Here is a 17,055-nt window from a genome sequence, read left to right as displayed (position 1 = left end):
CGCGCATGCCCGCCACGCTGATCCTGCCCCTGCTCGGCCTCGCGCTGGCCGCCGCGCTGTGGGCGGCAGCCACGCTGCTGCTGGCGAACGAGACGCCGATCCTGGCCAACTTCGCACCCGCCGAGGCCTTCCGCGCGCTGTCGCGGCTGGCCATCGATCCGGTGATGTGGGAACACATCGGCGTCAGCCTGCAGCGGGTGGCCGTCGGCCTCGCCGCGGCGCTGGCGATCGGCGTGCCGGCGGGCGTCCTGACCGGGGTGTCGCACGTGTTCGCGCAGGCGACGACGCCGCTGTTCCAGTTCCTGCGCATGATCTCGCCGCTGTCGTGGATGCCGATTGCGGTCATGGTCCTGGGCGTGGGCGACGCGCCGGTGTATTTCCTGCTCGCCTTCGCCGCAGTGTGGCCGATCCTGCTCAACACCGCGGCCGGCGTCGCCCAGCTCGACCGCAACTGGCTGATGCTGGCGCGCAGCCTGTCGGCGACACGCGCCGAAACCCTTTTCCGCGTCGTGCTGCCCGGCATCGTCGCCCACATCCTGAGCGGCGTGCGGCTGGCGATCGGCATCATCTGGATCATCCTCGTGCCGGCAGAGATGCTCGGCGTATCGGCCGGGCTCGGCTACTTCATCCTCGACGCCCGCGACCGCCTCGCCTACCCCGACCTGATGGCGGCGATCCTCATCATCGGCGCGCTCGGCTTCCTGCTCGACTACGGCGCGCGCTGGCTCTACCAGCACTGGCTGCACAAGGGCTGAGCCGCTGCACAAGCATCCAGCCCGCCATCGCCGAGACGATCGCAGGCCCCTCATGCGTCTGCTATCCTTCTCCCGGTCAATCAGTCACGAGGACGAGGCCATGCGAACTCTTACGCTTGCCGAAACGAAATCGCATTTCTCCGCCGTCGTCGACCAAGTCATCGCGGGCGAGGAAATCGTCATCACGCGCCGTGGTCAGCCTGTTGCCCGGATCATTCCCGAGCGCGCACGCCCGATGCGAGAGACTGCGTCGATCATCAATGAGCTGCGCGCCTTCTTGCAATCCCAGCCTCTACAGACCCGCCCGGCAGCGGATATCGTGCACGAAGCACGGGATGGCGCAGCCGCTCAGCCCTCCACCGTTCCGAAGCGCCTGGCCACGCGGTTGGCGCACAGTTCGAGCGTGGAGCAGAAGATGAAATACACCAGCGCCACGAACAGGAAGATCTCGGTCGGATAGACCATTTCGCGGTTGCTGACCTGGGTGGCGACGAAGGACAGCTCGCCGACGCCGATGACATAGGCGAGCGAGGTGTCCTTGACCAGCGCCACCCACTGGTTGATGAAGGACGGCACCATGATCGGCAGCGCCTGCGGCAGGATCACCAGGCGCAGCGCCTGTCCGCGGCTCAGGCCCAGCGCGGCGGCGGCCTGCCACTGCCCCGGCGGCAGGCTGGCGATGCCGGCATGGACCGAATGCGCCAGGTAGCTGCCGCCGATCAGCGACAGCGCCACCACCACGGTGCCGGTACCCGGCACGTCGATGCCGAACAGGATCGGCAGCAGGAAATAGGTCCAGAAGATCAGCATGATCACCGGAATGGCGCGGAAGAAGCCCAGCCCCAGCAGCAGCACGCTGTGCGCGGCGCCGCGCGTCATTGCCAGCGCGATGCCGAACACCAGCCCGAGCACCCCCGAAGCGATTGCCGACACCACGCTCAGCACCAGCGTCAGCGCGGCGCCGCCGAGCGGCCCGTTGGGCCAGGCGCCCAGCATGAAATAGCCGAAGTTGTTGGCGATGACGCTGAAGTCCATGGTTCGGAACCGCTCTCAGTGACTCGCGCCGGGCGCCGGCTTCCTGCGCTGCAGCCACTGCCCGGCGAGTTCGATGACGATGATGGTGGCGATGTACAGCGTGGTGGCGATGCCGAAGGCCTGGAAGGTCTTGAAGGTCTCGGTCTCGACCTGGCGCGACGCATAGGACAGCTCGGCCAGCCCGATCGCCATCGTCAGCGAGGAATTCTTGACCGCGTTCATATACTGGCCGAGCAGCGGCGGCAGCGAGATGCGGAAGGCCTGCGGCATCACCACGTTCAGCCACACCTGCAGCGGCGTGAAGCCCAGCGCCTGCGCGGCGGCGACCTGACCGGCGGGTACGCCGCGCACGCCGGAACGGAATTCCTCGGCGATGAAGGCTGCGGTATACAGCGTCAGGCCGAAGAAGCCGGCGAGGTATTCGAACGACGGCCAGCGCACGCCGAACAGCTTGAGGTCCCACTCATGCGGCGTGTTCAGCCAGATCAGCAGTTTCTCCGGCATCAGCGCACTGGCGCCGAAGTACCAGAAGAACAACTGCACCAGCAGCGGCGTGTTGCGGAACACCGACAGCCAGGCGCGCGCCGGCCACGACCACAGCGGCGAATGCGCGACGCGGGCGAGGCACAGGCCAAGGCCGAGCACGCTGGCGGCGACCGACACCAGCGCCGACAGCAGCAGCGTGACGCCGAAGCCCCCGATCAGCCAGCCCAGGTATTTCGGTGCGAGCAGTTCATCGAGCATGGTCGGCAGGCATGGCGTGGCGGAAACCGGCAATGGAAACGCCCCCGCCGGCCAGCGAGGCGGGCGGGGGCGGAAGCAGAAGAAGCGGCGGCAGCTTACTTGTCACCGATACGGAAGATGCGGGCCAGCGGCGTCCTGGAGTCGGGACCGAACCAGGTGTCGTAGATCGCCTGCGCCCGGCCGCTGGCTTCCAGTTCGCGCAGCGAATCATTGACGAACTCGGTCAGGCGCGTTTCGCCCTTGGGCAGGCCGGCGCCGATCAGGTCGTCGGAGATCGAGAAAGGCGGAATCTCGTACTTTTCCCTGTCCGGCACGTTGGCGAGCAGGCCGACCAGCTTCGGCCCGTCCTGCGTGATCGCCTGGACGTTGCCGTTGCGCAGCGCAGTGAAGGCGAACGGGGTGTCGTCGTAGGCGACCAGCGTGGCGGTCGGGTATTTCTCGCGCAGCACGATTTCGTTGGTCGTGCCCTTGTCCACGCCGATGCGCAGCTTGCCGAGTTGGTCCGGCGAAGCCAGCGTGCCCTTGCGGACGATGAACTGCTGGCCCGAGGCGAAATAGGGAATACTGAAATTGACCTGCTTGGCACGCTCTTCGGTAATGGTGAAGTTGGCCAGCACGATGTCGACCTTGTTGGCGGCCAGCAGCGGAATGCGATTGGCCGGGTTGGTCGGCACCAGTTCGAGCTTCACGCCGAGCCGGTCCGCCAGCTCCCTGGCGTAATCGACGTCCAGGCCGGCGATCTGGCGGGTCTGCGGATCGATGAAGCCGAACGGCGGATTGCTGTCGAAAGCAGCCACGCGCAGCACGCCGTTCTTCTTGATGTCGTCCAGACGGTCGGCCTGGGCGAGGCCGGACAGCAGGGACAGGGCGACCAGGGTCGCCAGGCGCAGTTTCTTCATGTCGGGAACTCCATTTGCATTGCGGAACATGACGCCGGCAGGCGCCGGCGAGCGAGGCGAGATTAAGCGCCGCGCCGCGGATGTCCAACGAACAAGAAGTGATATCGATATGCGTGCCGGCGCCTTCAGCCCGCCAGCGCCTGCATCAGGTCGGCCAGCAGGCCGTCAATGGAAGCTGGACAAGCTCGTCAGGAGCCGACGGCAAGTGGCACGTCTATCGAGAGCAGGCGGAGAGCTGCGAAAAACTGAATACTTCATGGCCGACTAAAAATTTGTGTCAGCATGCCACGAAGCCTCGCGCGCATCGGTTTTCCAAGAATCTTCCAACTTGCATTCATCATGCTCGCGGATTATTCTCCCCGGTTTCAGCACAAAAGCACAACGGGATGGTCGATCTAGTCACTTCCACGCGAAGCAGCGACGCTCAAGCCGCCGTGTCGGCGGCCGGCACGATTCCTTCGCTCCCCGACCAACCGCTTGTTATCGATGGTCAATAACAGCCGGAGCAGCGGGTATCACTATATCCGACGATCCCGAAGCCTGATTCGACGGGACGCCTGGAGCCAGCCTGATTCGCTACGCTCGCGGCCACCGGTCGAAGCTTTCCGCCATGCGGAAAACTTGATTCAAAGAGGACGACATGGGGAATAGACCAACACTATCTCAGGCATTCTACGCATTTAGCGACGTCAATAAATCGGTATCCGAAGTTGGATCTTTCATCGGCGGAAAATTCGATTACAACATTAACAAGCTTACCAAAGAAGAAGGTCGATTCGAGAACGCCTGCGCGATTAGATTGAGTTATGTATTGAATAAAACAGGATACAGAATTCCCTCCATTGCAGGCCAGACAGTATCCGGAGAAAATGGAAATTGGTATATTTTCAGGGTTTCGACACTCATTCAATATTTGAAGAGAAAATTTGGCGAACCCGATTATGTTATTGACGACCCGACGGCATCGAAACTGGCAAAACACAAAGGAATCGTGGTTTTTGAGGTTAGCCAGTGGGTCGATTCAAGTGGCCATGCCACCATTTGGAATGGCGTCAACTGCTCCGATCAATGCTATTTTTCAGAGGCGAAAAGGGTGCACGTATGGATATTAGAAAACTGATTGGAGCAACAGCCCTTGTTTTCTGGACGACAGCTCACAGCACCGGAGAGCATGCATTCAAGAACGCCAAAGAAATAACGCTGTTTGAGAACACATCTCTGTCGATGTGTCTGGGGATGGGTTACAAAGAAAAATCCGGCTATTTTACCGATCAATTCAGCCAGGCAATCAATGGCTACAGAGAGTTCTCGAACATATCCCCTGATGCATACGATGATTTACGCGCCACAGTAAGAAACTGGCTGGACAAGGACTATCGCAGCAAAGATGAAACCCAAAATATCCTGATGAAGTGCATTGATCTCAGTAACTCCGCAGATGTTCGTGCCATCTATGAAAAACATGACCCCTGCAAATCACCTGATTCATGGCTTGACACAGAAGAATACAGATTAAGATGCAACTAAGCACATGGCGATCAAGGCTGGAGTAACATTGATTACGGAAGCCGGGAGTTGGGAAAATCTCCGTGACGAGCTTAATCCCGTCTCGTCATGCACAACTGCACCGTTGGTACTCCAAGAGGCGTATCCATGGCTTCTGGACTGAACATATTCCTCATGGCCGGCAATGTTTACGGCCATTCCTGCCCATGGCCAGGCGCAAGCGCCGTCGGCGCAGACGGATACATCCGTCCACGCGAGATCCTCTTCCTATACGCCGGCGCAGCATCTCGTGAATTACGCCTTGAGCACCTGCCTGGCACAAGGCTTTCCCCGACAGCCAATTGAGCGCGAAGCGCTGGCCGCAGCCGGGGGCTATGTCGAACTTGGGGCATACGATGCGGAGGCCTACTGCGAAGCGCAGCAACTGGCGCAGCGGTATCTGCAGAAAAGCTATCTCGGCAAGCACGCCGATACGGAGCTGACCGTCATGAAATGCGTGGATCTCATGTACAGCGCCGAACTGCAGGACATCGTACGGCGCTACCAGACGGAACTGGAAACAAGACTGCGTGCGCAAGCCGAAGAGGCAGCCGGCTCGCCGGTCTCGCCGGCAACGAATAACCGTCCCTGACGTCCAGGCAGCACCAATCGCGCGGCGCACGCCGGATATCCGGCGAGCAAGAAGCGCTATCAATGAGCTGCGGTGCCTTCAGCCCGCCAGCGCCTGCACCAGGTCGGCCAGCAGATCGTCCGCCGGCTCGATGCCCACCGACAGCCGCAACAGATCCGGCGGGCAGCGGCTGCCTTCCCCTTCGACGCTGGCGCGGTGCTCGATGAGGCTTTCCACCGAGCCGAGCGAGGTCGCGCGCTTGAACACCTGCACGCGCGCGGCCACGTCGCGGGCCTTGGCCTCGCCGTCCTTCAGGCGGATCGACAGCATGCCGCCGAAACCGCCGCGCATCTGCGCCGCGACGACCGCATGGTCCGGATGCGAGGGCAGGCCGGGGTACAGCACCTGCGCGATGGCGGGATGGGTTTCGAGTTCGGTGGCGAGCCGCAGCGCATTGGCGCAGGCGGCGCGCACGCGCAGGTGCAGGGTGCGCATGCCGCGCAGCAGCAGCCAGGCCTCGAACGGCCCGAGGATGCCGCCGCCGAGGTTGCGCATGACCCGGATGCGCTGCCACAGCGGCGAATCCTCGCGCGTGACGAGCGCCCCGGCCACCACGTCCGAATGGCCGTTGAGGTACTTGGTGGCCGAATGCATGACGATGTCGGCACCGAGCGCCAGCGGCTGGCACAGCACCGGCGTCGCCACGGTGGAATCGACCACGGTCATCGCTCCCTGCTCACGGGCGAGCGCGGCCGCAGCGCGGATGTCGGTGACTTCCCAGGTCGGGTTGGCGGGCGTCTCGATCCACAGCAGGCGGGTCGGCGCCGCGGCGAGCTGCGCGCGCAGGCCGTCGATGTCGGTGTTGTCGTAGAACGCGAGCTGGATGTGGCCGTGCCCGGCCAGGTCCAGCAGCCACTTGCGCAGCGCCCAGTACATCGAGCGCGGCGCGACGACGCGGTCGCCCGCATCCAGCGCCTGCAGCACCGCCGTCGCCGCGGCATGGCCGGAGGCGAACAGCAGCGCCTGCGCGCCGCCTTCGAGCTGGCGCAGCACCTCTTCCGCCTCGATGTAGGCCGGGCTGCCGTCGCGCGCATACAGCCGCCCGCCCGGATAGCTGCCGTCGGCCGCGCGCTCGAAGGTGCTGGCGAGATGGATGGGCGGCACGATGTCGCGGTAGGGCTCGGCGACACGGCCGAGGCCATGCACGGTGAGGGTTTCGAGTGAGCTCATGTCGGGTTCCTGTCGGTATCGCCGCGGCGCGGCCAGATTGCGCAAGCGCAGGCGCGACAGGCTAGCGCGTCGCCCGGCGCAAGCCAAGCGCGCCCGCCGCGCCGGAGGCGGCGTCCATGCATAACGATCGCATGAAATCTTGGTTTGCCGATCCCTTTCCTGCCGCTAAGGTGACGGCCCTGATCGTCCGAATTCCGCCCCCCGCAAGCCCTGGAGACCGCCGTGCCCCTGACCGAACTGGTGCATTACTTCAACAAGCGCAGGCAATTCGCCCGCGCCGGCACCGAGGAGGACACCCTCGAATTCGATGGCCAGCGCGTATATGCCCGCTTCGCCGGCCACATCCTCGGCAGCCTGTTCCAGCCGCTGGCGGAACGCGGCGGCCGGGTGCTCGGCCATGAAGCCCATCTGCAGGCCTGGGGCAGCGGACGGGCACTGCCCGCGCAGGCGGTCTTCCTCGATGCGCGCACCGACGAGGCACTGGTGCGGCTCGACCGCCTGGTGCGCACCCTCCACGCGCTGAACTTCCTGCTGCAGCGCGGGCAGGCCGGCGGCATCCTGGCGCTCAACGTCCACCCGCGGCTCGTCCGCGCGGTGCCCGACCGGCACGGGCAGGTATTCGAGAGCGTATTGTCGCGCTGCGGACTGACGCCCGACCGGGTGGTGCTCGAACTGGCCGACGACGGCCTCTCCGAGCCGGCGCCGCTGGCCGCCGCCATCGCCGAATACCAGGAACGGGGTTATCGCATCGCGCTGGACAACTTCGGCCGCCATTCGTCCGAACTCGGCCGGCTCGAAGCGCTCGCGCCCGACATCGTCAAGCTCGACCGCAGCCTGTCCCGCCCCCCCGCGCCGGCCGCACACATCGCGGCAGCGCTGGTCGCCGAAATCCGCCGCCGCGGCATGCAGGTCGTCGGCCAGCACATCGAGAACGCCGAACAGCTCCAGCACGCGAAGGAACTCGGTGTCGATTGGCTGCAGGGCTTCCTGATCGGGCGGCCGGCGCTGGATTGCAGGCCGATCGCCAGGCCGCGCCGCGTCCCGGTCGCGGCCTGAGTGGCGGCAGGCGAACTGCGCGGCTTCAGCGGCAGCGCTTTCGCGTCCGGCCACCGCCCCGGACGGGGGTTGAGCCTCGCCATCCAGGCTCGACACCACGCTGTGGCGCGAGGCGCTTCAGCGCGCGAAGCGTTCCAGCACGTAGCGCTCGGCGCGCGTGATCGCCGCGCGCTGCGCCGGCAGGCCGTAGGCGTAGCCCTGCAGCAGCAGGCCGTCGGGCAGATCGCCTTCGAGCCTGTGCTCGAGCCGGGTGATGATGATGGTCGCGCCTTCGCGCAGGCCCGCCAGCCAGTCCAGGCGCTTGCGCCAGTCGTCGGCGAAAAATAGGTGGGCATTGTCGATCTTGACGAACTGGGCCGGCACCCGGCTGGCGAGCGACTGCCACTGCGCCGGCGAATCGACGTTGATCGCCACCTGGAAGCCGTTGCTGCGGTAATTGCGCAGCACGAAGCCCAGCAGTTCGGGCTGGCTGCTGGCTTCGAGCGGGGTTTCGATGACGACGCGCTCGGGCGGCAGGCCGAGGGCGTCGAGCACCTTGCGGAAAGCCGCGCCGTGATCGCCGCCGACCGCCGCCAGCAGGCGGCCATGCACGTTGAGGAAGAGCAGGCCGTCGCCTTCGACCGAGGACAGGAAATTCAGCGCATGGACGGTGCGCGCCAGGCGGTCGAGCGCGACCAGGCGGCCGTCGTCGGCATTGGCCGAGAACAGCGTCCACGGCGACAGCGCGCGCTCGCCGCTGCCGAGGATGCGCAGGTAGGCCTCATGGCCGAAGATGCCGTCCGCCGACGGCGGCACGATCGGCTGGAACACGCTCGACAGTTGGCAGCCGAACCAGTCGCCGACCACGCCGCCTTCCGGCAGGCGGCGCAACTGCTTGCCGCCCTCGCGTTCGAGCGGCAGCTGGTCGAGGAAAGCGCGGGCCCGCTCGGCGAGCGGGCTCTGCAACAGCCTGTGGTCGTTCATGTGCCTTCCTCCGTCCTCTGCCAGCTTGAAGAAGCGGTACGAGGCCGGATGCTCGCGCATCCGCGGCGGAAAACGAACGAAGAAAAACGGCTTAGAAATCCATCGCCTGCGATTAAGGCGGGATGTGCGGGCAATCGGCCCATTGGCGCCATGCATGCGGCGCAATGCCGGCATGGCCTGCGGCCGTAGCGCCGTCACGGCACACGGACGCCTCGTCGTAGAGGCGCCCGCAACACGAAACTCAGTTCTGGATGGCTTCGAGGCTGATGCTGATCGTCACTTCGTCGCCGACGTTGGGTGCGTACTTGCCGGCGTTGAATTCGCTGCGCTTGACCACCGTGGTGGCGTTGGCGCCGATCGCGTCCTTCTTCATCATCGGGTGCGGCATGTTGGCGAAATGCGTCACCTGCAGCGTAACCGGCTTGGTCACGCCCTTGATCGTCAGATCGCCTTCGATGCTCACCGGCTTGTCGCCTTCGAAGTTGACCTTGGTCGACTTGAAGGTGGCGGTCGGGTAGTTGGCGGTATCGAAGAAATCCGCCTCCTGGATGTGCTCGTTGAAGGTTTCGTAGCCGGTGTTGACCGACTTCATGTCGATGGTGATGTCGACCGCGCCGGTCTTCGCTTCCTTGTCCAGCGTGACAGTGCCGGTGGTCTTGTCGAACTTCGAGATCTGGGTCGACATGCCGAAGTGGCTGTACGAAAAGCTCGGGAAAGTATGCGTGCTGTCGATGGTGTAGGTCTGCGGCGCGGCCAGCACCGGGGTGGCGGCAGCGGCGGAAACGGCCAGGACGGCGGCGAGCTTGGCGATATGCTTCATGGATTGGTTCTCCTCGGTTGGAAAGTACAGGAACTCATGCAACTCATTGTGCGGCAGCAGCGATGCGGAAGTTGATGCTGACATCATTGGCAACGATGTCGAAGGCTTTCCAGGCGCCTTCACCCACCGAGAAGTCGCCGCGCTTGATCGTCAGCGTACCGTCGAACACGCCGGTACCGCCCTGCTCGGTGAAGGTCGCGGGGACGACGACGTCGCGGGTCGTGCCCTTGATCGTCAGCTTGCCCGCCACTTCGTAGTTGTTGCCGCCGAGCGCCTTGACGCCGGTGGATTCGAAACGTGCCTTGGGGAAGGCAGCGGTATTGAACCAGGTCTTGGCTGCGACTTCCTCGTCGCCTTCGTCGCTACCGGTGTCGATGCTGGCGAGTTCGACTTCGACGACGGCCGAGGCCGCTTCCGGTGCGGCGGGGTCGAAGCGGAGCTGGCCGTCGAACTGCTTGAAGCTGCCGTCCATCGACACCCCCATCTGCTGGTAGCCGAAGCCGATCCGGCTCTGCTCGGCCAGCACCTTGCCGTATTCGGCCGCATGGGCGGCGGAGGCGAAGGCGAGCGTCGAGAACAGTGCGAGTGCAAAACGTTTCATGATAGGCAATCCTCTGAAGTCGGGGTGGAATTCACGAACGGTGGCGCGGCAGCATGCGCGTCAGTACGTCGTCCTTGTCGAAGAAATGGTGTTTCAGCGCTGCTCCGATGTGGCCGAGCAGCACGGCGATCAGGATCAGGTTCAGGCTCAGATGCACGGTCTGCAGCAGGTCGCCCAGCGCCTTGTCCTTGTCCAGCAGATCGGGCAGCGGCAGCACGCCAAACCATACCGTCTGGATGCCCTTGGCCGAACTCATCAGCCAGCCGGACAGCGGAATCGCGAACATCAGCACGTATAGCAGAAGATGACCGGCATGCGCGGCGAAACGTTCGATCGCGCCCATGTGCTGCGGCAGTTCCGGCGGGCGATGGCCGATACGCCAGGCCAGGCGGAACAGCACCAGCAGGAAGATGGTGACGCCAGCCCACTTGTGCCACGAATAGATCTGCAGCTTGGTGGGCGACAGCGGCAGGCCGGTCATGTAGAAGCCGACGCCGAGCATGCCGAAGATCAGCACGGCAATGCCCCAGTGCAGGGCTTGGGCAGTGGCGGTGTAGCGTGTGTTCGTCGGTGTGCTCATGGCTCGATTCCTGTGGCTTGCCTGAACCCAGGGTCCAGGCGGCAGCGGAAACCCGACTTTATTGATATCTTCGCCAATAAAAAAGACGGATTCCAAAGAATGATCGTTGCTGAAAACGGAACAATTCCCCAACGTGCGCGCCTCAAGCAGCGCTCCGTCCCTTTCAGCACCGGCAAAGCTCGAATTCCGCTAAGCAATCCAGCTTGCCCCGAATAAACAGCGCGGATTTTCTTCGTTCGCGACCGGACGGCGACGTGGCCTCATTGCGCCACCGGCCGGCGGCGAATGCCGGCTTTTCCGTCCTCTCATCCTGTTTCCATTCCGAGGCATCCGACCATGATCGTCACTCGTCGTTCCGCGCTGAAGGGGCTGCTCGCCGCCGCCTCCCTCCCCTTGTCGCTGTCATCCCCCCTCGCCCTTGCCGATTCGCCGGCGATCCGCATCGGCTGGCAGAAAGGCTCCACGCTGTCGATCGTGAAGGCGCGCGGCAATCTCGAAGCACGCCTGAAAGCCGAAGGCGTCAAGGTGACGTGGACCGAATTCCCCGCCGGGCCGCAGATGCTCGAAGGCTTGAACGTCGGCAGCATCGACATCGGCGTGGTCGGCGAGACGCCGCCGGTGTTCGCGCAGGCGGCCGGCGCCGACCTGGTGTATTTCGGCAACGAGCCACCGGCGCCGCGGGCCGAGAAGATCCTGGTACCGAAGGATTCGCCGATCAGGACACTGGCCGATCTCAAGGGCAAGCGCGTGGTATTGAACCGGGGCTCCAACGTGCATTACCTGCTGGTCAGGGCACTGGAGTCGGCCAATCTGAAATACAGCGACGTCGAAGTCGCCTACCTGCCGCCGGCCGACGCCCGCGCCGCCTTCGAGCGCGGCTCGCTCGACGCCTGGGTGATCTGGGACCCGTTCGGCGCAGCTGCCGAAGCGCAGGTCGACGCCCGCATCCTGGCCGACGGTACCGGCATCGCCAACAACTACAACTTCTACATCGCCGCGCGGCCCTTCGCGCAGAAGCATCCCCAGGTGCTCGCTTCGGCGCTCGAAGCCATCAACGAGACCGGCGAGTGGGTCGGCCGGAACCAGAAGGAAGCCGCCGCCATCGTCGCGCCTCAGATCGGCCTGCCGGTCGAGATCGCCGAAGTCTCGATATCGCGCTACGGCTACGGCGTGAAGCCGCTGAGCGACGAGGTGATCCGCCACCAGCAGCGGATGGCCGACACCCTGGCCGAACTGAAGCTGATCCCGAAGAAGCTCGACGTGGCTTCGGTCGTGTGGCGCCCCGCGCACTAAAGGAAACCCGTCATGAGCATACGCAAGCCACTCGACATCTTCTGGTTCCTCCCCACCCACGGCGACGGGCGCTATCTCGGCTCCTCGCTGGGCGCGCGCGCAGTAGATCACGACTACCTGAAACAGATCGCGCAGGCTGCCGACAGCCTCGGCTACGGCGGCGTGCTGATTCCCACCGGGCGCGCCTGCGAGGACGCCTGGGTGGTGGCGTCCAGCCTGATTCCGGTGACCCGCAAGCTCAAGTTCCTCGTCGCCCTGCGCCCGGCGACGACCTCGCCGACAGTGGCGGCACGCCAGGCCGCGACCTTCGATCGCCTGTCGGACGGCCGCCTGCTGATCAACCTGGTGGCCGGCGGCGACACCTCCGACCTCGAAGCCGATGGCATCTTCCTCGGCCATGACGAGCGCTACGAGCACGCCGACGAATTCCTCGAAGTCTGGAAGCGGCTGCTGGCCGGCGAACGGGTCGATCACGACGGCAGGCACGTCAAGGTGAAGGACGCCCGCCTGCTTTTCCCCGCAGTGCAGCAGCCGCATCCGCCGCTGTATTTCGGCGGCTCGTCGAACCGGGCGCACGACACCGCGGCCAGGCACGTCGAGCTTTACCTGTCCTGGGGCGAGCCACCGTCGGAAGTGGCGCGCAAGTTCGCCGACGTGCGGCGGCGCGCCGAGAAGGAGGGCCGCCAGGTGCGCTTCGGCATGCGCCTGCACGTGATCCCGCGCGAAACCGAGGCCGCGGCCTGGCAGGCGGCGGAAGAACTGATCAGCCAGCTCGACGACGACACCATCGCCAGCGCACAGCAGTCGCTCGGCAAGATGGATTCGGAAGGCCAGCGCCGCATGCGCGCGCTGCACGGCGGCGACCGCAGCAAGCTCGAAGTCGCGCCCAACCTATGGGCCGGCGTCGGCCTGGTGCGCGGCGGCGCCGGCACCGCGCTGGTGGGCGACGGCAAGATCATCGCCGAGCGTATCGAGGAATACGCCGCGCTGGGCGCCGACACCTTCGTGCTGTCGGGCTATCCGCATCTGGAAGAGGCCTGGCGCTTCGCCGAGCTGGTGTTCCCGCACCTGAGCCTGGCCGGCCGCGACGCCCCCGCCAACGACGCGCACCAGCCCGCCCGCCGCCGCGTCGCGCCGATCGGCGAGATCATCGGCTACGCCCAGGCTCCCAAGGCGGCGCAAAGCTGAAGGGAGCACATCCATGGCACATTCGAACGACACCTCGCGCGCCGGCTGGCCGGGCCGCATCGGCCCCTGGCTGGTGCCGGCCGCGATCCTCGCCAGCTGGCAGATCGCCGCCCAGACCGGCTGGCTGTCGACACGCATCCTGCCGGCCCCTTCCGCCGTGCTGGCCGCGCTGTGGGCGCTGGCAAGCTCGGGCGAACTGCTGACCCATCTGCAGGCCAGCTTCGCCCGCGCCGCGATCGGCTTCGCCATCGGCAGCGGCATCGGCTTTTTCTTCGGCCTGATCAACGGCTGCTGGCGCGTCGCGGAGAACCTGTTCGACACCACGCTGCAGATGGTGCGCAACGTGCCCCACCTGGCGCTGATCCCGCTGGTGATCCTGTGGTTCGGCATCGACGAGGGCGGCAAGCTCTTCCTCGTCGCGCTCGGCGTGTTCTTCCCGGTGTATCTGAACACCTTCCACGGCATCCGCTCGGTCGACGCCGCGCTGGTGGAGATGGGCCGCTCCTACGGCCTGTCGGGCTGGGCGCTGTTCCGCCACGTGATCCTGCCCGGCGCGCTGCCCAACATCCTGGTCGGCGTGCGCTACTCGCTGGGCTTCATGTGGCTGACGCTGATCGTCGCCGAAACCATCGCCGCCAGTTCCGGCATCGGCTACATGGCGATGAACGCGCGTGAATTCCTGCAGACCGACGTCGTCGTGCTGGCGATCCTGCTGTACGCGGTACTCGGCAAGCTGGCCGACGTCGCCGCCCGGCTGCTCGAACGCCGCCTGCTGCGCTGGAACAACGCCTATGCCGGCGCCTAGACAGCGCTTCACATCCTCACGACCCGGAGAACAGCCGATGGGCTTCATCAACCTGAAGGAACTCGCCGAACTCGGCGAACAAGTCGCGCTCGGCCAACCCGTGCCGCCGGCCGAACCGGCCCGCAGCGAAGCGGAACCCGGCCCGCCACGCGACAGCGGCGTGCCCATCGCGCTGCGCGGGCTGGGCAAGGCCTATGGCGCGCGCACGGTGCTGTCGTCGATCGACCTGGACGTCGCCGCCGGCGAATTCATCGCCATCGTCGGCCGCAGCGGCTGCGGCAAGAGCACGCTGCTGCGCCTGCTCGCCGGGCTCGAGGCGCCGAGCGAGGGCAGCATCGCGCTGGACGGCCAGGCGCTGCTGGAGACCCACGACGAACTGCGCCTGATGTTCCAGGACGCGCGCCTGCTGCCGTGGAAGAGCGTGGCCGACAACGTCGCCCTCGGCCTGCCCGGCTCGGCACGGGAACGACGCGAAGCGGCACTCGCCGCGCTGGCCGACGTCGGCCTCGCCGACCGCGCCGACGAGTGGCCGGCACGCCTGTCGGGCGGCCAGCGCCAGCGCGTCGCGCTGGCGCGCGCACTGGTGCACAAGCCCCGCCTGCTACTGCTCGACGAGCCGCTGGGCGCACTCGACGCCCTCACCCGCATCGAGATGCACGCGCTGATCGAACGGCTGTGGCGCGAACAAGGCTTCACCGCGCTGCTCGTCACGCACGACGTCTCCGAAGCCATCGCGCTGGCCGACCGCGTGCTGCTGATCGAAGACGGCAGCACCGCGCTCGATCTGCGGATTGCGCTCGAACGCCCGCGCGACCGGACCAGCGCCGGCTTCACCGTACTGGAAGACCGGGTGCTGCGGCGGATATTGCAACATCCGCCGCAGGAGGAGACGCCGCCCCCTGCTCCCGCCGCTGCCCCTTTCATCCAATGGCGCTGGGCAGCCTGAGCCGGCCGCGCCGGGCCGGGGGGCAATCCCGGGAGTAGATGCCCGATAGCAGAAAATCGAATAAGCAACGCTACTTTCATTATTTCCGCTGTAGGTGCGCCATCCCTAGACTCGCCCGCACATCACCAGTCTCCGGAGCCCTCAGTGAATACTTCCTCCCGCCAACCGAACGCCGTCCGCGGCATCCTGGCCGCACTCGTCCTGTCGGTGTCGGCATCCGCCGCGCTCGCAGACATCACGCTGCTCAACGTGTCCTACGACGTGTCGCGCGAGCTGTACAAGGACATCAACCCCGCATTTTCCGCGCACTGGAAGGCCCAGGGCGGCGAGCCCGTCAGCGTCAACCAGTCGCACGGCGGCTCGAGCAAGCAGGCGCTGTCGGTCGCCGCCGGCCTCGATGCCGACGTGGTGACGATGAACCAGTCGCCGGACATCGACATCCTGGTCGAGCGCGGCGGCCTGGTCGCGGCCGACTGGCGCCAGCGCCTGCCGCACGAAGCCACGCCCTACACCACCACCTCGGTCTTCCTGGTGCGCAAGGGCAATCCGAAGAACATCAAGGACTGGGACGACCTCGCCCGCGACGGCCTGCAGGTGATCGTGCCCAACCCCAAGACCTCGGGCAACGGCCGCTACACCTACCTGGCAGCCTGGGGCTACGCGCTCGACAAGACCGGCAGCGAGGCCGGCGCACGTGAATTCGTCGGCAAGCTGTTCGCCAACGTGCCAGTGCTCGACGGCGGCGGCCGCGGCGCCACCACCACCTTCACCCAGCGCGACGTCGGCGACGTGCTGGTGACTTTCGAGAACGAGGCCATCCTGATCGCCCGCGAACTCGGCGACAACAAGTTCGACGTGGTCTATCCGTCGATCTCGATCGACGCCTCGGCACCGGTGGCGGTGGTGAAGTCGGTGACCGAAAAGCGCGGCACGGCAAAGGCCGCCGAAGCCTACCTGGAGTTCCTGTTCTCGCCCGAAGGGCAGGCGATCATCGCCAAGCACAACTTCCGTCCGCGCGACGCCGCGGTGCTGGCGCAGAACACAGACAAGTTCCCGCCGATCCGCACCTTCACCGTGGATGAAAAACTCGGCGGCTGGCCGGCAGTGCAGAAAACGCACTTCGCCGACGGCGGCATCTACGACCAGATCATCGAGAGGCGCTGAACACCGCGACAGGGCCGGAGCTTACGCGTACGCACGTGCTCGGCCCAGTCCTCGTCGCCCGCCCGGAGCGCGGCACGAAGCTGTCGGGTTCGTAGAGATACAGGGTGTGCAGCGCCTGTGCCGGCATGCGCGGATGACGCGCGGGGCGCTGCTCGGCCAGCAGGCGGTTGCCGTCCCAGGTGAAGTGGGTGATGGTTTAAGGCTTGTGGCGTTTACCCACAAGGGTTTGGAGAGTTCTTGCCGCTGTCACTTTTGCTTGCATGATCGGCCCTCGCTTCGGCCAGACGACCAAGAGAAGAATGAGCAACGCATCAATCATTCTCTTCCAAGTTTACATCCGGAAAGTTGGACCATCTATACTTTTGCATCAAGGGGTGATGCCTGATGAAATCTGCTGTCTTTAGGCAAAACTCATCACCACAAAGCGCCCTTGAACGATATAAATTTGGTGTTAAATAATCGCCCATTTCGTAGCCGCCTTTAAACTCCTTTTCCAATACCTCACTATTAGGAATCATCAAGATCAGCATCATGAATTCATCAATATCCTTTGGGGGGCTTTCCGAATAAAACTCATTAGCAATTTCTCGAATTCGCAGCCATTGCGCCTTGGCTTCTTGGTGGCTAATTTGTCCATTAATATACATTTTGTATTTTTTTGTAAATAACCTGACCGCTTGCATCAGCTTTTCAGGAAAACTTTTCCGTACCAAGCACTCGCTGGGCAAGAGCACCATAATAATAAATTCGTACAATAGATTATGCATGTCCCCATAGGAAATCTCATTAATATTAAACTCTTTTTCTAATTTCTTGATTTCCACCACATCCACTCTGTTCAATTCCGCCATGATTAATCC

21 protein-coding genes are annotated in these 17,055 nt (G+C 64.6%); 12 read left to right on the top strand and 9 right to left on the bottom strand.

What is annotated here, in order from left to right; genetic code table 11:
• Positions 1–5: 5 nt before the first annotated feature.
• Positions 6–755, top strand: a complete 750-nt coding sequence (locus ACNQFN_RS02585; protein ID WP_418647851.1) for an ABC transporter permease — start codon at positions 6–8, stop codon at positions 753–755.
• Between the two features lie 52 nt (positions 756–807).
• Positions 808–1,215, top strand: coding sequence for a type II toxin-antitoxin system Phd/YefM family antitoxin (locus tag ACNQFN_RS02580; RefSeq protein ID WP_418647850.1), 408 nt, complete (start codon positions 808–810; stop codon positions 1,213–1,215).
• Here ACNQFN_RS02580 and ACNQFN_RS02575 read toward each other — a convergent pair.
• From ACNQFN_RS02575 to ACNQFN_RS02565, 3 genes are all read right to left on the bottom strand, one after another.
• Entirely contained in the window at positions 1,104–1,790 is a 687-nt protein-coding gene (locus ACNQFN_RS02575; RefSeq protein WP_068639195.1) for an amino acid ABC transporter permease, read from the bottom strand. The genes ACNQFN_RS02580 and ACNQFN_RS02575 overlap by 112 nt on opposite strands.
• A gap of 15 nt (positions 1,791–1,805) precedes the next feature.
• Positions 1,806–2,534 carry an amino acid ABC transporter permease gene (locus tag ACNQFN_RS02570; RefSeq protein ID WP_418647849.1) on the bottom strand — a complete coding sequence of 243 codons (729 nt, stop codon included), beginning with the start codon at positions 2,532–2,534 and terminating at the stop codon, positions 1,806–1,808.
• 95 nt (positions 2,535–2,629) lie between these two features.
• Positions 2,630–3,433, bottom strand: a complete 804-nt coding sequence (locus ACNQFN_RS02565; protein WP_418647848.1) for an ABC transporter substrate-binding protein — start codon at positions 3,431–3,433, stop codon at positions 2,630–2,632.
• An 80-nt stretch (positions 3,434–3,513) separates the two neighbouring features.
• On the opposite strand from ACNQFN_RS02565, the gene ACNQFN_RS02560 reads away from it, so the two are divergent.
• The 4 genes from ACNQFN_RS02560 (at position 3,514) to ACNQFN_RS02545 (ending at position 5,570) form a co-directional block, all read left to right on the top strand.
• Positions 3,514–3,930, top strand: coding sequence for a hypothetical protein (locus ACNQFN_RS02560; protein ID WP_157659219.1), 417 nt, complete (start codon positions 3,514–3,516; stop codon positions 3,928–3,930).
• 143 nt (positions 3,931–4,073) lie between these two features.
• Positions 4,074–4,553 (top strand): type VI secretion system amidase effector protein Tae4, encoded by a 480-nt coding sequence (locus ACNQFN_RS02555; RefSeq protein ID WP_418647847.1) that lies wholly within the window; start codon positions 4,074–4,076, stop codon positions 4,551–4,553.
• Complete coding sequence (locus ACNQFN_RS02550) at positions 4,535–4,960, top strand: hypothetical protein (protein ID WP_157659218.1); 426 nt, start codon at positions 4,535–4,537, stop codon at positions 4,958–4,960. The genes ACNQFN_RS02555 and ACNQFN_RS02550 overlap by 19 nt, the downstream gene beginning before the upstream one ends.
• Before the next feature lie 268 nt (positions 4,961–5,228).
• Positions 5,229–5,570 carry a T6SS amidase immunity protein Tai4 family protein gene (locus ACNQFN_RS02545; protein ID WP_068639192.1) on the top strand — a complete coding sequence of 114 codons (342 nt, stop codon included), beginning with the start codon at positions 5,229–5,231 and terminating at the stop codon, positions 5,568–5,570.
• A gap of 78 nt (positions 5,571–5,648) precedes the next feature.
• Here the strand turns inward: ACNQFN_RS02545 and ACNQFN_RS02540 are convergent, their stop codons facing one another.
• The gene (locus ACNQFN_RS02540) at positions 5,649–6,779 is read right to left on the bottom strand and encodes a trans-sulfuration enzyme family protein (protein ID WP_068639191.1); all 1,131 of its coding nucleotides are present in this window, start codon (positions 6,777–6,779) and stop codon (positions 5,649–5,651) included.
• Positions 6,780–7,001: 222 nt separating this feature from the next.
• Between ACNQFN_RS02540 and ACNQFN_RS02535 the strand changes: the two genes are divergently transcribed.
• The gene (locus tag ACNQFN_RS02535; protein WP_418647846.1) at positions 7,002–7,835 is read left to right on the top strand and encodes an EAL domain-containing protein; all 834 of its coding nucleotides are present in this window, start codon (positions 7,002–7,004) and stop codon (positions 7,833–7,835) included.
• A 117-nt stretch (positions 7,836–7,952) separates the two neighbouring features.
• Here the strand turns inward: ACNQFN_RS02535 and ACNQFN_RS02530 are convergent, their stop codons facing one another.
• The 4 genes from ACNQFN_RS02530 to ACNQFN_RS02515 all read right to left on the bottom strand — a co-directional run bounded on the left by ACNQFN_RS02530 (position 7,953) and on the right by ACNQFN_RS02515 (position 10,799).
• The gene (locus tag ACNQFN_RS02530; protein WP_068639189.1) at positions 7,953–8,798 is read right to left on the bottom strand and encodes an EAL domain-containing protein; all 846 of its coding nucleotides are present in this window, start codon (positions 8,796–8,798) and stop codon (positions 7,953–7,955) included.
• A 241-nt stretch (positions 8,799–9,039) separates the two neighbouring features.
• Positions 9,040–9,618: a YceI family protein gene (locus ACNQFN_RS02525; protein WP_418647845.1), complete on the bottom strand. Its 579-nt coding sequence runs from the start codon at positions 9,616–9,618 to the stop codon at positions 9,040–9,042.
• A 43-nt stretch (positions 9,619–9,661) separates the two neighbouring features.
• Entirely contained in the window at positions 9,662–10,219 is a 558-nt protein-coding gene (locus tag ACNQFN_RS02520; protein ID WP_068639187.1) for a YceI family protein, read from the bottom strand.
• A gap of 31 nt (positions 10,220–10,250) precedes the next feature.
• Positions 10,251–10,799, bottom strand: coding sequence for a cytochrome b (locus ACNQFN_RS02515; RefSeq protein WP_068639186.1), 549 nt, complete (start codon positions 10,797–10,799; stop codon positions 10,251–10,253).
• Positions 10,800–11,135: 336 nt separating this feature from the next.
• Between ACNQFN_RS02515 and ACNQFN_RS02510 the strand changes: the two genes are divergently transcribed.
• The 5 genes from ACNQFN_RS02510 (at position 11,136) to ACNQFN_RS02490 (ending at position 16,195) form a co-directional block, all read left to right on the top strand.
• Complete coding sequence (locus ACNQFN_RS02510; protein ID WP_068639185.1) at positions 11,136–12,092, top strand: sulfonate ABC transporter substrate-binding protein; 957 nt, start codon at positions 11,136–11,138, stop codon at positions 12,090–12,092.
• A gap of 12 nt (positions 12,093–12,104) precedes the next feature.
• Complete coding sequence (ssuD, locus tag ACNQFN_RS02505) at positions 12,105–13,280, top strand: FMNH2-dependent alkanesulfonate monooxygenase (RefSeq protein ID WP_418647844.1); 1,176 nt, start codon at positions 12,105–12,107, stop codon at positions 13,278–13,280.
• Between the two features lie 13 nt (positions 13,281–13,293).
• Entirely contained in the window at positions 13,294–14,085 is a 792-nt protein-coding gene (ssuC, locus tag ACNQFN_RS02500) for an aliphatic sulfonate ABC transporter permease SsuC (protein WP_068639183.1), read from the top strand.
• A 37-nt stretch (positions 14,086–14,122) separates the two neighbouring features.
• Positions 14,123–15,031, top strand: coding sequence for an ATP-binding cassette domain-containing protein (locus tag ACNQFN_RS02495; protein ID WP_418647843.1), 909 nt, complete (start codon positions 14,123–14,125; stop codon positions 15,029–15,031).
• Between the two features lie 144 nt (positions 15,032–15,175).
• Positions 15,176–16,195 (top strand): sulfate ABC transporter substrate-binding protein, encoded by a 1,020-nt coding sequence (locus ACNQFN_RS02490; protein WP_418647842.1) that lies wholly within the window; start codon positions 15,176–15,178, stop codon positions 16,193–16,195.
• Between the two features lie 311 nt (positions 16,196–16,506).
• On the opposite strand, the gene ACNQFN_RS02485 is transcribed toward ACNQFN_RS02490, so the two are convergent.
• The gene (locus ACNQFN_RS02485; protein ID WP_418647841.1) at positions 16,507–17,046 is read right to left on the bottom strand and encodes a hypothetical protein; all 540 of its coding nucleotides are present in this window, start codon (positions 17,044–17,046) and stop codon (positions 16,507–16,509) included.
• Positions 17,047–17,055: the final 9 nt, after the last annotated feature.

It is taken from the genome of Thauera butanivorans, assembly GCF_048398245.1.
Taxonomy (GTDB): Bacteria; Pseudomonadota; Gammaproteobacteria; order Burkholderiales; family Rhodocyclaceae; genus Thauera; species Thauera butanivorans.
Note: the sequence above shows the minus strand (reverse complement) of the source record. Positions and strands in the feature narration are given on the sequence as shown.

What these genes read in the sequence shown, in the direction of transcription:
- ACNQFN_RS02555 (WP_418647847.1), top strand. Translation starts at nt 4,074, where the DNA reads ATGGGGAATAGACCAACACTATCTCAGGCATTCTACGCATTTAGCGAC.
- ACNQFN_RS02575 (WP_068639195.1), bottom strand. Translation starts at nt 1,790, where the DNA reads ATGGACTTCAGCGTCATCGCCAACAACTTCGGCTATTTCATGCTGGGC.
- ACNQFN_RS02525 (WP_418647845.1), bottom strand. Translation starts at nt 9,618, where the DNA reads ATGAAGCATATCGCCAAGCTCGCCGCCGTCCTGGCCGTTTCCGCCGCT.
- ACNQFN_RS02520 (WP_068639187.1), bottom strand. Translation starts at nt 10,219, where the DNA reads ATGAAACGTTTTGCACTCGCACTGTTCTCGACGCTCGCCTTCGCCTCC.
- ACNQFN_RS02540 (WP_068639191.1), bottom strand. Translation starts at nt 6,779, where the DNA reads ATGAGCTCACTCGAAACCCTCACCGTGCATGGCCTCGGCCGTGTCGCC.
- ACNQFN_RS02530 (WP_068639189.1), bottom strand. Translation starts at nt 8,798, where the DNA reads ATGAACGACCACAGGCTGTTGCAGAGCCCGCTCGCCGAGCGGGCCCGC.
- ACNQFN_RS02560 (WP_157659219.1), top strand. Translation starts at nt 3,514, where the DNA reads ATGTCCAACGAACAAGAAGTGATATCGATATGCGTGCCGGCGCCTTCA.
- ACNQFN_RS02580 (WP_418647850.1), top strand. Translation starts at nt 808, where the DNA reads ATGCGTCTGCTATCCTTCTCCCGGTCAATCAGTCACGAGGACGAGGCC.
- ACNQFN_RS02510 (WP_068639185.1), top strand. Translation starts at nt 11,136, where the DNA reads ATGATCGTCACTCGTCGTTCCGCGCTGAAGGGGCTGCTCGCCGCCGCC.
- ACNQFN_RS02485 (WP_418647841.1), bottom strand. Translation starts at nt 17,046, where the DNA reads ATGGCGGAATTGAACAGAGTGGATGTGGTGGAAATCAAGAAATTAGAA.
- ssuC (WP_068639183.1), top strand. Translation starts at nt 13,294, where the DNA reads ATGGCACATTCGAACGACACCTCGCGCGCCGGCTGGCCGGGCCGCATC.
- ACNQFN_RS02585 (WP_418647851.1), top strand. Translation starts at nt 6, where the DNA reads ATGCCCGCCACGCTGATCCTGCCCCTGCTCGGCCTCGCGCTGGCCGCC.
- ssuD (WP_418647844.1), top strand. Translation starts at nt 12,105, where the DNA reads ATGAGCATACGCAAGCCACTCGACATCTTCTGGTTCCTCCCCACCCAC.
- ACNQFN_RS02495 (WP_418647843.1), top strand. Translation starts at nt 14,123, where the DNA reads ATGGGCTTCATCAACCTGAAGGAACTCGCCGAACTCGGCGAACAAGTC.
- ACNQFN_RS02515 (WP_068639186.1), bottom strand. Translation starts at nt 10,799, where the DNA reads ATGAGCACACCGACGAACACACGCTACACCGCCACTGCCCAAGCCCTG.
- ACNQFN_RS02550 (WP_157659218.1), top strand. Translation starts at nt 4,535, where the DNA reads ATGGATATTAGAAAACTGATTGGAGCAACAGCCCTTGTTTTCTGGACG.
- ACNQFN_RS02570 (WP_418647849.1), bottom strand. Translation starts at nt 2,534, where the DNA reads ATGCTCGATGAACTGCTCGCACCGAAATACCTGGGCTGGCTGATCGGG.
- ACNQFN_RS02565 (WP_418647848.1), bottom strand. Translation starts at nt 3,433, where the DNA reads ATGAAGAAACTGCGCCTGGCGACCCTGGTCGCCCTGTCCCTGCTGTCC.